Here is a 15209-nt window from a genome sequence, read left to right as displayed (position 1 = left end):
CGAGCAGGCTTGCCCTGCGCTGGGCAAGCCTGCTGCTCGCCACAACAAGCCCGGCGCCCACAGAAGTGCCGCAAGACAGGACACCCCCACCGCAGGTCTGCTAGGCTCCCGCCCCTGCGCCACTGCCTGCCTTTATATGAGACTCCCCGCGTGCCCGACGCCATTTTGCGCCTAGCCCTGCCATCGCCCCTGCGCCGCCTGTTCGACTACCGAGCCCCGGCCGGCGTGTTGCGGGCGCAGTTGCAGCCGGGCATGCGCGTGCGCGTGCCGTTTGGCCGTCGCGAGATGATCGGCATCCTGATCGAAGTGGCCGACCACAGCGAAGTCCCCGCCGAAAAGCTCAAGCCAGCCCTGGCCATCCTCGACGCTACACCGCCGCTGCCGCCCGCGCTGTTCAAGTTATGCCTGTGGACCGCACAGTATTACCAGCATAGCCTCGGCGATACCCTGAGCTGGGCACTGCCGGTGCTGCTGCGCCAGGGCGAACTGGCTGAAGCACGCCAGGAGCGTTTCTGGTCGATGGTGCCCGGCGCGCGCCTGGATGACCCACGCATCGCCCGCGCGCCACGCCAACGCGAAGCCCTCGCGACCCTGGCCCAACACCCCCATGGCGTAGCCCACCAGTTGTTAAGCAAGCTGATGCTGAGCAAAGACAGCCTCGACTTGCTGCTGGCAAAGGGCTTGGTGCAGGTGGAAATCCGCAAGCACGCGCCGGACCCGCGCCATGACCACTGGCTGGCTCAACCGGAGTTGCCGCTGAACCCCGAGCAACGCGCCGCCTATGAAGCCATTCGCGCCGGTTTCGACAGCTTCCATGCCTTCCTGCTCGCCGGCGTCACCGGCAGCGGCAAGACCGAAGTGTATTTGCAACTGATCCGCGAAACCCTGCAAGCCGGCAAGCAGGCACTGGTGTTGATCCCGGAGATCAACCTCGGCCCGCAAACCCTGGCGCGTTTCGAGCAACGTTTTAACGCGCGCATCGCGCTGGTGCATTCGGCGGTCAACGACCGCGAGCGCCTGGAAGCCTGGCTGGCGGCGCGGGACGGCGAGGCCGACATTATTATCGGCACCCGCTCGGCCCTGTTCACGCCGATGAAAAACCCCGGGCTGATCATCATCGACGAGGAGCACGACGGCTCCTATAAACAGCAGGAAGGCCTGCGCTACCACGCCCGCGACCTGGCGCTGGTACGCGCGCGCCAGGAAGACATCCCGATTGTGCTCGGCTCGGCTACACCGTCCCTGGAAAGCCTGCACAACGCCTACACCGGCCGTTATGGCCTGCTGCGTCTCAACGAGCGCGCAGGCGGCGCCAAGCAACCACGGTTTCTGCGCCTGGATGTAAAAAGCCGCCCACTGGACAGCGGCATTTCCGGGCCGATGCAGCAAGCCATCGGCCAAACCCTCGCCGCCGGCCAGCAAGTCCTGGTGTTTCTTAACCGTAGGGGCTTTGCGCCGACGCTGCTGTGCCACGACTGCGGCTGGATGTCCGAGTGCGAACGCTGCGATGCGCGCATGACCGTACACCAGCGCCACGGCGAGCTGCGCTGCCACCACTGCGGCCATGTGGAGCGCGTGCCGCGCCACTGCCCACAATGCGGCAAAGTGGATTTGCGCCCCGTGGGTGCGGGCACCGAGCGTGCCGAGGAGCGCCTGGGCATTCTGTTTCCGGATTACCCGGTGCTGCGCGTCGACCGCGACAGCACCTCGCGCAAAGACGCGATGAACCAGCTGTTCGCGACCATTCAGAAAGGCCAGCCGTGCATCCTGATCGGCACGCAGATGCTCGCCAAAGGGCACCACTTCCCACGGGTAACGCTGGTGTCGATCCTGGACGCCGACGGTGGTTTGTTCTCCGGCGACTTCCGCGCCAGCGAACGCATGGCGCAACTGATCGTGCAGGTGGCAGGCCGTGCCGGGCGCGCCGAAGAGCCGGGCAAGGTGATTATCCAGACGCATCTGGCCGACCATCCCTTGCTGATTCAACTGACAGAACAGGGCTACTTCGCTTTCGCCGAACAGGCCCTGAGCGAACGCCGCTCCGCCGGCCTGCCGCCGTTTGCCCACCTGGCACTGTTGCGCGCCGAAGCGCACAAGCCAGGGCAGGCCGAAAATTTTCTCGACGAGGCATGCAGCGCCGCCGAACGTTTGCTCGGTGAGTTGAGTCTGGCCGGCATCGAATTGCTCGGCCCAGTCCCCGCGCCGATGGAGCGGCGCGCCGGGCGATATCGCGCTCAGCTACTCTTGCAGGCAACGTCCCGTGCACCGCTGCATCGACTATTAAATAGCTGGATGCTTGCCCTGGAGCAAATGCCCAGCGCCCGCCAAGTGCGATGGTCGTTGGATGTGGATCCGGTAGACCTGTATTGATTGCGAAATCGCTATCGCAGGCAAGCCAGCTCCCACATTTTGAAATATGAACCCCCTTAAATGTGGGAGCGGGCTTGCCCGCGATGAGGTCCGCAGGTCCATCAACCTGTCTGAACGGTTGGCAAGCCCGCCCTCGCCACGGATAATGCCGAGTTTTTCCACCTGCGCATCGCGCACCGCCGCTTGCGGTCGAAAGAGAACACCATGAAAGACACCATTCGCCAGCTGATCCAACAAGCCCTCACCCAACTCGTCAACGAAGGTGTGTTGCCTGAAGGCCTGTCGCCGGCGATCCAGGTGGAAAACACTCGCGACAAGACCCATGGCGACTTTGCCAGCAACATTGCGATGATGCTGTCCAAGCCTGCCGGCATGAAACCGCGTGACCTGGCGGAGAAAATCATCGCCGCGCTGCCAACCGACGAGAGTGTGACCAAGGCCGAAATCGCCGGCCCAGGCTTTATCAACTTCTTCCAGAACACCCAGGCCCTGGCTTCGCGCCTGGACGCGGCCCTGGCCGACGCCAACATTGGCGTGCGCAAGGCCGGCCCCGTGGAGCGTGTAGTGATTGACCTGTCGGCACCCAACCTGGCCAAAGAGATGCACGTGGGCCACCTGCGCTCGACCATCATTGGCGACGGCGTGGCACGGGTGCTGGAGTTCCTGGGTGACGACGTGATCCGTCAGAACCACGTGGGCGACTGGGGCACCCAGTTCGGCATGCTGATGGCCTACCTGCAGGAAAACCCGATCACCAGCAACGAGCTGGCCGACCTGGAAAACTTCTACCGCGCCGCCAAAAAGCGCTTCGACGAATCCGAAGAGTTCGCCGACCGCGCCCGTGGCCTGGTGGTCAAGCTGCAAGCCGGCGATGAAGATTGCCTGGCGCTGTGGGGCCGTTTCCGTGAGATTTCGCTGTCGCACTGCCAGGAAATCTACGAGCTGCTCAACGTGAAGCTGACCATGGCCGACGTGATGGGCGAAAGCGCCTACAACGACGACCTGATCAACGTGGTCAACGACCTCAAGGCTGCCGGCCTGTTGGTTGAGAGCAACGGCGCGCAGTGCGTGTTCCTCGAGGAATTCAAGACCGCCGACGGCGAGCCGCTGCCAGTGATCATCGTCAAGGCCGACGGCGGCTACCTGTACGCCACCACTGACCTGGCAGCCGTGCGCTACCGCAGCGGCGTGCTCAAGGCCGACCGCGCGCTGTATTTTGTCGACCAGCGCCAGGCCCTGCACTTCCAGCAAGTGTTCGAAGTGGCGCGCCGCGCAGGCTTCGTCACCCACCCGATGCACATGGAACACATGGGTTTTGGCACCATGAACGGCGCCGATGGCCGCCCGTTCAAGACCCGCGACGGCGGCACCGTGAAGCTGATCGACCTGCTCAACGAAGCCCAGGACCGTGCCTACAACCTGGTGAAGGAAAAGAACCCGGAGTTGGCCGAAGCCGACCTGCGCAATATCGCCCGCGTGGTAGGTATTGGTGCGGTGAAGTACGCCGACCTGTCCAAGCACCGCACCAGCGACTACAGCTTCAACTTCGAACTGATGCTCAACTTCGAAGGCAACACCGCGCCGTACCTGCTGTACGCTTACACCCGTGTGGCCGGCGTGTTCCGCAAGCTGGGCAAGGATTTCAGCGAGGTTGAAGGCCAAATCGTGCTGGATGCCCCGCATGAACAGGACCTGGCGGCCAAGCTGGCGCAGTTCGGCGAAGTGCTCAACAGCGTCGGTGAAAAAGGCACGCCGCATATCCTCTGCACGTATTTGTACGAAGTCGCCGGTCTGTTCTCCAGCTTCTATGAGAACTGCCCGATCCTTACGGCAGACGACGAAGCGCAAAAGCAAAGTCGCCTGCGCCTCGCCGCACTGGCTGGACGGACCCTCAAGCAAGGCCTGGAACTGTTAGGCCTGGAAACCCTGGAGCGTATGTAAGTTGGCTGCCAAGAAAAAACCTGCACCCAAGCGCGGCGCCAGCCGCTATCAGGCACCGGCGAAGAAGCCAATCCCGGGCTGGCTGTGGATGGCTATCGGCCTGGCGGTCGGCGCGTTTGTGGTGATCCTGATGAAGCTGGAGCCCGGCAAGGGTGATGACGTCAAACGGGTCAAGCAAGAACAGCAGAAGGCCACAAAAATCGCCGAGGCCAACAAGACCGCGCCGAGCCCGACCGCGCCGGTAAAGCCCAAGTACGACTTCTACACGCTGCTGCCGGAGTCGGAAGTGATCGTGCCGCCTGACGCCGTGCCGGAGAAAACCCTGCCGACGCCACAAGTGCCGACCACGCCGGTGACACCAGCGGAAGCCGCGAAAATCGACACCGCACGCGCTCAAGCCGCGTTGGCCGGGATCACTCCGCCGCCACCGCCACCGGTGGCGACCACCAAGGCGGCGCCGGTGACCAAGTTCTTCCTGCAAGCGGGCTCGTTCCCGAAACAGGCGGATGCGGATCGTGTGCGTGCGCAGATCATCCTGTTGGGCCAGTCGGTAACAGTTGAGTCCGGCACCGTGAAGGATGCGACCTGGTATCGCGTATTGGTCGGGCCGTTCAGCAACCGTGAACAGCTGACCGTGGCGCAGAAGCAACTGGCGGGTGCAGGCTTTAGCAATCTGTTGTTACAACAACGCCAGAGCCGTTGATTCCGGCTCAACGCCGATCAAAATGTGGGAGCTGGCTTGCCTGCGATAGCGATGTAGCAGTCCATATTTTCAGTGACTGACACACCGCTATCGCAGGCAAGCCAGCTCCCACAGTTGGTTTTGCGGTGCTCTCTGGAAGGTGTCAGACCAGCAAACACCACTCGTCCGCACACACGTCCTACGGTTGAAATCCCCCCCGCCACCCCCATATGAGATTCCATCAGGGCATTTTCGCCCCGCTGCGTGGAGACTCTCCCCTTGACCACCATCGTTTCAGTACGTCGCCACGGCAAAGTCGTCATGGGCGGCGACGGCCAGGTTTCACTGGGCAACACCGTGATGAAAGGCAACGCCAAGAAAGTGCGTCGCCTGTACCACGGCCAGGTTCTCGCCGGTTTCGCTGGCGCCACTGCCGACGCCTTCACCCTCTTCGAACGCTTCGAAGGCCAGCTGGAAAAACACCAGGGCCACCTGGTTCGCGCCGCTGTCGAACTCGCCAAAGAATGGCGCACCGACCGTTCCCTCAGCCGCCTGGAGGCCATGTTGGCGGTCGCCAACAAAGACGCGTCCTTGATCATCACCGGTAACGGCGATGTGGTTGAACCCGAGCACGGCCTGATCGCCATGGGTTCCGGCGGCGGCTACGCCCAGGCGGCAGCCAGCGCCCTGCTGAAGAAAACCGACCTGTCGGCCCGCGAAATCGTCGAGACCGCCCTGGGTATCGCCGGCGATATCTGCGTGTTCACCAACCACAACTTCACCATTGAGGAGCAGGACCTCGCCGAGTAAGCCGTAGGCTTATTCCGCTTGAGGCCGCCAAACACTATGTCCATGACTCCCCGCGAAATCGTCCATGAACTTAATCGCCATATCATCGGCCAGGACGATGCCAAGCGCGCCGTTGCCATTGCGCTGCGTAACCGCTGGCGCCGGATGCAACTGCCTGAAGAACTGCGCGTTGAAGTAACGCCCAAGAACATCCTGATGATCGGGCCGACAGGCGTGGGTAAAACCGAAATCGCCCGGCGCCTGGCCAAACTGGCCAATGCTCCGTTCATCAAGGTCGAAGCCACCAAGTTCACCGAAGTGGGCTACGTAGGCCGTGACGTCGAGTCGATCATCCGTGACCTGGCCGATGCCGCCCTGAAAATGCTCCGCGAGCAGGAAGTGACCAAGGTCAGCCATCGCGCCGAAGACGCCGCCGAAGAACGCATCCTGGATGCCCTGCTGCCACCGGCACGCATGGGTTTCAACGAAGACGCCGCGCCAAGCTCGGATTCCAACACCCGTCAGCTGTTCCGCAAGCGCCTGCGTGAAGGCCAACTGGACGACAAGGAAATCGAGATCGAAGTGGCCGAAGTGTCCGGCGTCGACATCTCCGCACCGCCCGGCATGGAAGAAATGACCAGCCAGTTGCAGAACCTGTTCGCCAACATGGGCAAGGGCAAGAAGAAAAGCCGCAAGCTCAAGGTGAAGGACGCGCTGAAGCTGGTGCGCGACGAAGAAGCCGGGCGCCTGGTGAATGAGGAAGAGCTCAAGGCCAAAGCCCTGGAAGCGGTGGAGCAGCACGGTATCGTGTTTATCGACGAGATCGACAAGGTGGCCAAGCGCGGCAACTCCGGCGGCGTCGATGTGTCCCGCGAAGGCGTACAGCGCGACCTGCTGCCGCTGATCGAAGGCTGCACGGTGAACACCAAGCTGGGCATGGTCAAGACCGACCACATCCTGTTTATCGCCTCCGGCGCGTTCCACTTGAGCAAGCCCAGCGACCTGGTGCCGGAGCTGCAAGGCCGTCTGCCGATTCGCGTGGAACTCAAGGCGCTGACCCCCGGCGACTTCGAACGTATCCTCAGCGAGCCGCATGCTTCGCTCACCGAGCAATACCGCGAACTGCTGAAAACCGAAGGTTTGGGCATCGAATTCCAGCCGGACGGCATCAAGCGCCTGGCGGAGATTGCCTGGCAGGTCAACGAGAAGACCGAAAACATCGGTGCCCGTCGCCTGCACACCCTGCTTGAGCGTCTGCTGGAGGAAGTGTCCTTCAGTGCTGGCGACATGGCCGGTTCGCAGAATGGCGAAGCGATCAAGATTGACGCTGAGTACGTCAATAGCCACCTGGGCGAATTGGCGCAGAACGAAGATCTGTCTCGTTATATCCTGTAAGCCTCACAGAAAACGGCTTGTGTCGGAGCCGGACTTGTGTGGGAGCTGGCTTGCCTGCGATAGCATCACCTCAGTGTTTCTGAAACACCGAGGTGTCTGCATCGCGGGCAAGCCCGGCTCCCACACAAGCCAGCTCCTACAGTTTTAAGCCGGTTCTAAGGACTATCTCTGGGCGGTTCTCCAATGACCAAATTCCCCACCGCTGTAAACCTGCACAAAACCTCCAACACCCTCGGCCTTACCTATGGGCCGAGCGAGGTCTACCAGCTCCCCGCTGAGCTGCTACGCACCCACTCGCCTTCCGCCGAGGTCCAGGGCCACGGCAAACCCATCCTGCAGTTCGGCAAGCTCAACGTGCGGCTGATCAAGATAGAACCAGCCGGTCAATATGCACTGAAATTGACCTTCGACGACGGCCATGACAGCGGACTGTTCACCTGGGACTACCTCTACCAGTTGGCCGTGCGCCAGGATGCGTTGTGGGCCGATTATCTGGCTGAGCTTAAAGCCGCCGGCAAAACCCGCGACCCGAGCGAATCGGTCGTGCGGCTGATGCTCTAACTCAGGCGTCTCGCTCTTTAGAGGGCATTTTCTAATTTCATCTGCTTGAATGCCCTGTCGCGTGGTCAACGATTGGCCCGCTTGCGAAAAAAATTAAACTCGGGTAACCAATGGAACTGGCAAGTTCCCTGCATTTGACGATGCGGTATCAACGGTCACCCGAGTCGCAGTACCAGGCTGGTGTCGTGTATCGAAATTGGGTGCGCAGCAATCGCCGGTACTCGTCTTTCGGACAATGGAGCGTCGTAGATGAGTAACAAGAATAACGATGACTTGAAACGCCAGGCCTCGGAAAACACCCTGGGGCTGAACCCGATCATCGCGTTACGCAAAAAGGATTTATTGGCCTCAGCGAAGATGGTACTGACCCAAGCCATCAAGCAACCGTTGCACAGCGTCAAACACGTCGCGCATTTTGGCGTGGAATTGAAGAACGTGATGTTCGGCAAATCCGCACTGGCCCCCGAAGGCGACGACCGTCGCTTCAACGACCCGGCGTGGAGCCAGAACCCGCTCTATAAGCGTTACCTGCAAACTTACCTGGCGTGGCGCAAGGAACTGCACGACTGGATCGGCGACAGTAACCTGTCGGAACAGGACATCAGCCGCGGCCACTTCGTGATCAACCTGATGACCGAAGCCATGGCCCCCACCAACAGCGCGGCCAACCCGGCGGCGGTCAAACGCTTCTTTGAAACCGGCGGCAAAAGCCTGCTTGATGGCCTGTCCCACTTGGCCAAAGACATGGTGCACAACGGCGGCATGCCCAGCCAGGTCAACATGGGCGCCTTTGAAGTCGGCAAGACCCTGGGCACCACTGAAGGCGCCGTGGTGTTTCGCAATGACGTGCTGGAGCTGATCCAGTACAAGCCCATCACCGAGCAGGTGCACGAACGCCCACTGCTGGTGGTGCCGCCGCAGATCAACAAATTCTATGTATTCGACCTGAGCCCGGAGAAGAGCCTGGCGCGCTTCTGCCTGCGCAATGGCCAGCAGACGTTTATCGTCAGCTGGCGCAACCCGACCAAGGCGCAGCGCGAGTGGGGCCTGTCGACCTATATCGAGGCGCTCAAGGAAGCGGTCGATGTGGTCACGGCGATTACCGGCAGCAAAGACGTGAACATGCTCGGCGCCTGCTCGGGCGGCATCACCTGCACCGCCCTGCTGGGCCACTACGCGGCGCTGGGCGAGAAGAAGGTCAACGCCCTGACCCTGCTGGTGAGTGTACTGGACACCACCCTGGACACCCAGGTGGCGCTGTTTGTCGACGAACAGACCCTGGAAGCCGCCAAGCGCCACTCCTACCAGGCCGGTGTGCTGGAGGGCCGCGACATGGCCAAGGTATTCGCCTGGATGCGCCCCAACGACCTGATCTGGAACTACTGGGTCAATAACTACCTGCTCGGCAACGAGCCGCCGGTGTTCGACATCCTGTTCTGGAACAACGACACCACACGTTTGCCGGCCGCCTTCCATGGCGATTTGATTGAGCTGTTCAAGAACAACCCGCTGGTGCGCGCCAATGCCCTGGAAGTGTGCGGCACGCCGATCGACCTCAAGCAGGTGACCGCCGATATCTATTCCCTGGCCGGCACCAACGACCACATCACGCCGTGGCAGTCGTGCTACAAATCGGCGCAGCTGTTTGGTGGCAAAGTGGAGTTTGTGTTGTCCAGCAGCGGGCATATCCAGAGCATCCTCAACCCGCCAGGCAACCCCAAGGCGCGTTACCAGACCAGCGATGGTTTGGCGGGCAAGCCGCTGGAGTGGCAGGAGAATGCCACCAAGCATACTGACTCATGGTGGCTGCATTGGCAGGCGTGGCAGGCCGAGCGGGCGGGCAAACTGAAGAAAGCACCTACAAGCCTGGGTAACAAAGCCTATGCCGCAGCTGAGGCGGCACCGGGTACTTATGTGCACGAACGATAAGCAGATTTTGCGGTAGAAATGCGATCAATGTGGGAGCTGGCTTGCCTGCGATAGCGGTGGGCCAGCTAGATGATGAGCTAACTGAAAGATTGCTATCGCAGGCAAGCCAGCTCCCACAGGAACCTAGTTTTTCCAGACAAATAGCGCCACTTCACAGGGCTTGAGCATGCCGCAACCGTTCATCTTCCGTACCATCGACCTGGATGGCCAGACCATCCGTACGGCGGTACGCCCGGGCAAGCCTCACTTGACGCCGCTGCTGATCTTCAACGGCATCGGCGCCAACCTTGAGCTGGTGTTTCCGTTCGTCCAGGCGCTGGACCCGGACCTGGAAGTGATCGCCTTCGATGTGCCAGGTGTGGGGGGGTCTTCCACACCCAGCGTGCCCTATCGTTTTCCCGGCCTGGCCAAGCTCACCGCACGCATGCTCGATTACCTGGACTATGGCCAGGTGAATGCGGTGGGTGTGTCCTGGGGCGGCGCGTTGGCGCAGCAGTTTGCCTATGACTACCCCGAGCGCTGCAAAAAACTGATCCTGGCGGCGACGGCAGCCGGGGCCTTTATGGTGCCGGGCAAACCCAAGGTGCTATGGCTGATGGCAAGCCCCAGGCGCTATATCCAACCGTCCCACGTGGTGCGCATTGCACCGATGATTTATGGCGGCTCGTTCCGCCGCGACTCCAAACTGGCCGCCGAACACGCCAGCAAGGTGCGCTCGGCGGGCAAGCTCGGTTACTACTGGCAGCTGTTTGCGGGCCTTGGCTGGACCAGCATTCACTGGCTGCACAAGATCCGCCAGCCGACGCTGGTGCTGGCCGGCGACGACGACCCGCTGATCCCGCTGATCAATATGCGCATGCTCGCCTGGCGCATTCCCAACGCACAGTTGCACATCATCGATGATGGCCACTTGTTCCTGATCACCCGCGCCGAAGCCGTGGCGCCGATCATCATGAAGTTTCTTGAAGAGGAGCGCCTGCGTGCGGTGATTCACCCTCGACCAGCGGTGTAAGGACTACGCCGCCGCGCAACTTGCCAGGAACCGACTATGGTTCTGAATTGGCGTGCCTGTTGATGGCTTGACGAAGGAGTGTTGGCTCATGCGAGAAAGACCCGTGACGAACCCGGCGCCCACCCCGGCCGCGTTCATCAACGCGCAAAATGCGATCAGTGGCCTGCGGGGCCGCGATTTGCTGGCGACGCTGCGCAGTGTCGCCAACCATGGCTTGCGCAACCCGCTGTACACCGCTCGGCACGCCCTGGCCTTGGGCGGCCAACTCGGTCGCGTGCTGCTGGGTGAAACCGTACAGGCCCCCAACCCCGCTGACAGCCGCTTCTCCGACCCCACCTGGACGCTTAATCCGCTGTACCGGCGCAGCCTGCAAGCCTATTTGAGCTGGCAGAAACAAACGCGTCACTGGATCGACGACAGCTCGATGAGCGCCGATGACCGCGCCCGCGCGCACTTTGCCTTCTCGCTGATCAACGATGCCGTCTCGCCCTCCAACACCTTGCTCAACCCGCTGGCCATCAAGGAGCTGCTCAACTCCGGCGGCAACAGTGTGGTGCGCGGCGTGAGTAATTTGTTTAACGATTTGTTGCACAACAACGGCCTGCCCAGCCAGGTCAGCAAACACGCTTTTGAAGTGGGCAAAACGGTGGCAACGACCGCGGGCTCCGTGGTGTTTCGCAACGAGCTGCTGGAACTGATCCAGTACAAGCCCATGAGCGAAAAGCAGTACGCCAAGCCGTTGCTGGTCGTGCCGCCGCAAATCAACAAGTACTACATCTTCGATCTCAGCCCCGCCAACAGCTTTGTGCAGTACGCCCTGAAAAACGGCCTGCAGACGTTTATGGTCAGCTGGCGCAACCCGGATGTGCGTCACCGCGAGTGGGGCCTGTCCACCTATGTGGCGGCGCTGGAGGAAGCGCTGAACGTGTGCCGGGCCATCACCGGCGCCCGTGAGGTCAACCTGATGGGCGCCTGCGCCGGTGGCTTGACCATCGCCGCGCTGCAAGGCCACCTGCAAGCCAAGCGCCAGCTGCGGCGCATCTCCAGCGCCAGTTACCTGGTGAGCCTGCTGGACAGCCAGATCGACAGCCCCGCCACCTTGTTTGCCGACGAACAGACCCTGGAGGCCGCCAAGCGCCGCTCCTACCAGCAAGGCGTGCTGGAGGGTCGAGACATGGCCAAGGTCTTCGCCTGGATGCGCCCCAACGATCTGATCTGGAATTACTGGATCAATAATTACCTGCTGGGCAAAGAACCGCCGGCGTTCGACATCCTCTACTGGAACAACGACAACACGCGCCTGCCCGCCGCGTTGCATGGCGACCTGCTGGACTTCTTCAAGCACAACCCGCTCAGCCATCCGGGTGGCCTTGAGGTGTGCGGCACGCCCATCGACCTGCAGAAGGTCACAGTGGACAGCTTCAGCGTGGCCGGGATCAACGACCACATCACGCCGTGGGACGCGGTGTATCGCTCCACGCAACTGCTGGGCGGCGAGCGGCGCTTTGTGCTGTCCAACAGCGGGCATATCCAGAGCATCCTCAACCCGCCGGGCAACCCCAAGGCCAACTACGTCGAGAACCCCAAGCTGAGCAGCGACCCGCGTGCCTGGTACTACGACGCCAGTCACGTCGAAGGCAGCTGGTGGCCACAGTGGCTTGCGTGGATCCAGCAACGTTCGGGCGTGCAACGCGAAACACTCACCGCCCTGGGCAACCAGAATTACCCACCGATGGAAGCGGCGCCAGGCACTTACGTGCGGGTGCGCTGAACTCAACGATCACATTAAGAAGACTGGATGAAGACCCGCGACCGTATCCTTGAATGTGCCCTGCAGTTGTTCAACCACAAGGGCGAACCGAACGTGTCGACCATGGAGGTGGCCAATGAAATGGGGATCAGCCCCGGCAACCTTTATTACCATTTCCATGGCAAGGAGCCCTTGGTGCTCGGGTTGTTCGAGCGTTTCCAGAATGAACTGGCGCCGCTGCTCGACCCGCCGGCAGATGCGCAACTCAAACCCGAAGATTACTGGCTGTTCCTGCACCTGATCATCGAGCGCATGGCCCACTACCGGTTCCTGTTCCAGGACCTGTCGAACCTGGCCGGGCGCCTGCCAAAGCTGGCCAAGGGCATTCGCAACTTGCTCACGGCGCTCAAGCGCACCCTGGCTTCACTGCTTGCGCGCTTGAAGGCGGCGGGGCAACTGGTCAGTGATACCCAGGCACTGGGGCAATTGGTGGAACAGATCACCATGACCCTGCTGTTTTCCCTGGACTACCAGCGGATTCTCGACCGCGAGGGCGAGGTGCGGGTGGTGGTGTACCAGGTCATGATGCTGGTGGCGCCGCATCTGCTATTGCCGGCGCGGCAGGCAACTGAGCGGTTTGCGCTCAAATACCTGGATGATATCGATTAAAAATGTGGGAGCGGGCTTGCCCGCGATAGCAATTTATCAGCCAATACCTGGGTGGCTGACACTCCGCCATCGCGGGCAAGCCCGCTCCCACACTGGAAATGCGGTGTATATGAGACTTCCATAAAAAAACGCCCGACCTTCACAGGCCGGGCGTTTTTTGTGCCCTGAAAAAATCAGGACTGACTGGATGGCGTCGGGGTTACCGGCGTTGCAGTCGGGGCGGCAGGAGCATGTGTCGGTGCGGACACCGAATTGGCTGTAGAAGCGGTTGGCGCTGGAGTTGCAGGCTTGGCCGCAACAGCAGGTTTGGACGCTGCTGGCTTCTTGGCTACTGCTGGCTTCTTCGCGGCGGCAGGTTTTGCCGCAGGCTTGGCAGCCACAGGTTTTGCTGCAGCAGGCTTGGCAGCGGCTTTAGCGGCGGCTGGTTTGGCTGCAGGTTTCGCAGCGGCCGGCTTGGCAGCAGGTTTGGCAGCGGCGGTTTTAGCCGCAGGCTTGGCCGCTGGTTTTGCTGCTGCTTTGGCAGCCGGCTTAGCCGCAGGCTTGGCAGCGGCTTTAGCGGCCACGGGTTTTGCTGCAGGCTTGGCAGCCGGTTTGGCAGCTGCGGTTTTTGCAGCGGGTTTTGCCGCAGCTTTAGCCGGGGCCTTGGCCGCAGGTTTGGCAGCTGGCTTGGCGGCCGCTTTAACCAGAGGCTTGGCGGCGGTTTTGGCAGCCGGTTTAGCAGCCGCAGTTTTAGCCGCAGGCTTGGCAGCCGGTTTAGCGGCGGCGGTTTTGGCTGGAGCCACTTTAGCGCCGGTGAGTTTTTCGATTTGCTTGGTCAGGGTATCGACCTTGCTGTGCAGCGTCTTCAGTTCCGCTTTGCTGGGCACGCCCAGTCGCGAAATGGCACTGTTGAGACGCTTGTCGAAGGTTTCTTCCAACTTGCCCCAAGTGTCAGAAATGCTCGACTTGGCAGAGCCGGCAGTGGCCTTGGCCGCTTCAACTTTTTTACCAACCGTGGTCTTGGTCAACTTCTCGGCCTTTTCGCCGTCCTTGACCAATGTCTCGAAGTATTTGCCGCCGTCACTGCTAACCTTCGAGTACACGCCTAAACCAGCAAGCCAGATCTTACGGGAATATTTTTCAACCTCCCCGATCCACGAGCTGCCTTCTTTCTGAGTAGTCTTTTTAACAGCCATCCCGATGTCTCCTTAGTGTTTACGCGCGACACGTTCTAGCAATGTCGTCAGCTCTTCGAGCTTAGCAGAGAGTGTCTCCACGTCATGTTTAGACGCAATGCCGATTCGATTCAAGGCACTTGCAACACGCGTGTCAAAAGCTTTTTCAACTTTATCCAGTTGAACTTCAACCAAACCTTTGACGCTGGAGACATTACTCTTTACTTGGTCAATCTGACTGTTGGCAGCATCAAGTTGTTCAACCACAACTTTTTTGCCTTTACTTTCAACATGTTGACCGGTCTTGACCAGCTCTTTGAAGTACTCGCCGCCTTCGCTGCCGACCTTGGCATAGGCGCCAAGTCCTGCCAGCCAGATCTTGCGGGCGTAGCTTTTAACGTCACTCAGGGCAGTGGACTGAAGGTCGATTTTTTTCTTCAAAATAACTTTGGCCATGGTGCACCTCACGCAGATTAGGGTCGAGGAACGGCCCGCAGGAGTTGAGGGCTTGGGCACAAAGTAGGCTGGAAAATTAGAATCGGCACCCTAAGAACACATTGATCAGGCCAGCGCCTTATCCAGGGCTTTCTCGATTTCAGACTTGATGGTGCCGCTCATGGCCGACATCAACAGGCCCAATTCAACATCAATGCGCAGCGATTCATCGGCGACTAACACCGTGCCTTTAACCCCCGAACGCTTGAGGTTCAGGCTATCGCCCGACCACGATGACTCCAGGCCATATTGCTCCTTGAGTTTGTGCGCCAACTTCTCGGCCTTCGCGCGCGCGCCTTCTTTACCCAGGGAATGTGCACGCTCAACGGTAATACGGGCCATTGCAATGACTCCTCTTTATATCGACTCAGAACACCTGCCATGCGGCAAAAGGTCTCGATGAACACCTATCTTACCTTCAGCCTTGCCAAGACAAAGCAGGCGGTGGGGATTATCATGTCC

Annotated in this window: 13 protein-coding genes; 10 read left to right on the top strand and 3 right to left on the bottom strand. The window is 60.7% G+C overall.

The genetic code is table 11. The annotated features are described in order from the left end of the window. The first annotated feature begins 150 nt into the window (after nt 1–150). The 10 genes from HBO23_RS18330 (at nt 151) to HBO23_RS18285 (ending at nt 13098) form a co-directional block, all read left to right on the top strand. On the top strand, nt 151–2370 hold the full coding sequence (locus HBO23_RS18330; RefSeq protein ID WP_138452622.1) for a primosomal protein N': 2220 nt from the start codon (nt 151–153) through the stop codon (nt 2368–2370). 204 nt (nt 2371–2574) lie between these two features. Next, nucleotides 2575–4311, top strand: coding sequence for an arginine--tRNA ligase (gene argS, locus HBO23_RS18325; RefSeq protein WP_169986597.1), 1737 nt, complete (start codon nt 2575–2577; stop codon nt 4309–4311). A 1-nt stretch (nt 4312) separates the two neighbouring features. Beyond that, nucleotides 4313–5014, top strand: a complete 702-nt coding sequence (locus HBO23_RS18320; RefSeq protein ID WP_017138577.1) for an SPOR domain-containing protein — start codon at nt 4313–4315, stop codon at nt 5012–5014. Nucleotides 5015–5272: 258 nt separating this feature from the next. Beyond that, the gene (hslV, locus tag HBO23_RS18315; RefSeq protein ID WP_010563201.1) at nt 5273–5803 is read left to right on the top strand and encodes an ATP-dependent protease subunit HslV; all 531 of its coding nucleotides are present in this window, start codon (nt 5273–5275) and stop codon (nt 5801–5803) included. A gap of 36 nt (nt 5804–5839) precedes the next feature. Beyond that, nucleotides 5840–7177: an ATP-dependent protease ATPase subunit HslU gene (gene hslU, locus HBO23_RS18310; protein WP_017138578.1), complete on the top strand. Its 1338-nt coding sequence runs from the start codon at nt 5840–5842 to the stop codon at nt 7175–7177. A gap of 183 nt (nt 7178–7360) precedes the next feature. Further along, a complete protein-coding gene (locus HBO23_RS18305; RefSeq protein ID WP_017138579.1) occupies nt 7361–7738 on the top strand; it encodes a DUF971 domain-containing protein in 378 nt (125 codons plus the stop codon). Nucleotides 7739–7987: 249 nt separating this feature from the next. After that, entirely contained in the window at nt 7988–9667 is a 1680-nt protein-coding gene (gene phaC / locus HBO23_RS18300; protein WP_099549478.1) for a class II poly(R)-hydroxyalkanoic acid synthase, read from the top strand. A 166-nt stretch (nt 9668–9833) separates the two neighbouring features. Then, on the top strand, nt 9834–10679 hold the full coding sequence (gene phaZ, locus HBO23_RS18295) for a poly(3-hydroxyalkanoate) depolymerase (protein WP_017138580.1): 846 nt from the start codon (nt 9834–9836) through the stop codon (nt 10677–10679). An 88-nt stretch (nt 10680–10767) separates the two neighbouring features. Next, the gene (gene phaC, locus HBO23_RS18290) at nt 10768–12450 is read left to right on the top strand and encodes a class II poly(R)-hydroxyalkanoic acid synthase (RefSeq protein WP_170039051.1); all 1683 of its coding nucleotides are present in this window, start codon (nt 10768–10770) and stop codon (nt 12448–12450) included. A 27-nt stretch (nt 12451–12477) separates the two neighbouring features. Then, entirely contained in the window at nt 12478–13098 is a 621-nt protein-coding gene (locus HBO23_RS18285) for a TetR/AcrR family transcriptional regulator (protein ID WP_017138582.1), read from the top strand. 173 nt (nt 13099–13271) lie between these two features. On the opposite strand, the gene HBO23_RS18280 is transcribed toward HBO23_RS18285, so the two are convergent. The 3 genes from HBO23_RS18280 to HBO23_RS18270 all read right to left on the bottom strand — a co-directional run bounded on the left by HBO23_RS18280 (nt 13272) and on the right by HBO23_RS18270 (nt 15089). Further along, nucleotides 13272–14273: a phasin family protein gene (locus HBO23_RS18280; protein ID WP_138454123.1), complete on the bottom strand. Its 1002-nt coding sequence runs from the start codon at nt 14271–14273 to the stop codon at nt 13272–13274. Between the two features lie 12 nt (nt 14274–14285). Beyond that, complete coding sequence (locus HBO23_RS18275; RefSeq protein ID WP_017138584.1) at nt 14286–14708, bottom strand: phasin family protein; 423 nt, start codon at nt 14706–14708, stop codon at nt 14286–14288. 105 nt (nt 14709–14813) lie between these two features. Further along, a complete protein-coding gene (locus HBO23_RS18270; protein WP_017138585.1) occupies nt 14814–15089 on the bottom strand; it encodes a polyhydroxyalkanoic acid system family protein in 276 nt (91 codons plus the stop codon). Nucleotides 15090–15209 lie beyond the last annotated feature (120 nt).

It is taken from the genome of Pseudomonas sp. WS 5532, assembly GCF_012985445.1.
Lineage (GTDB): Bacteria > Pseudomonadota > Gammaproteobacteria > Pseudomonadales > Pseudomonadaceae > Aquipseudomonas > Aquipseudomonas edaphica.
Note: the sequence above shows the minus strand (reverse complement) of the source record. Positions and strands in the feature narration are given on the sequence as shown.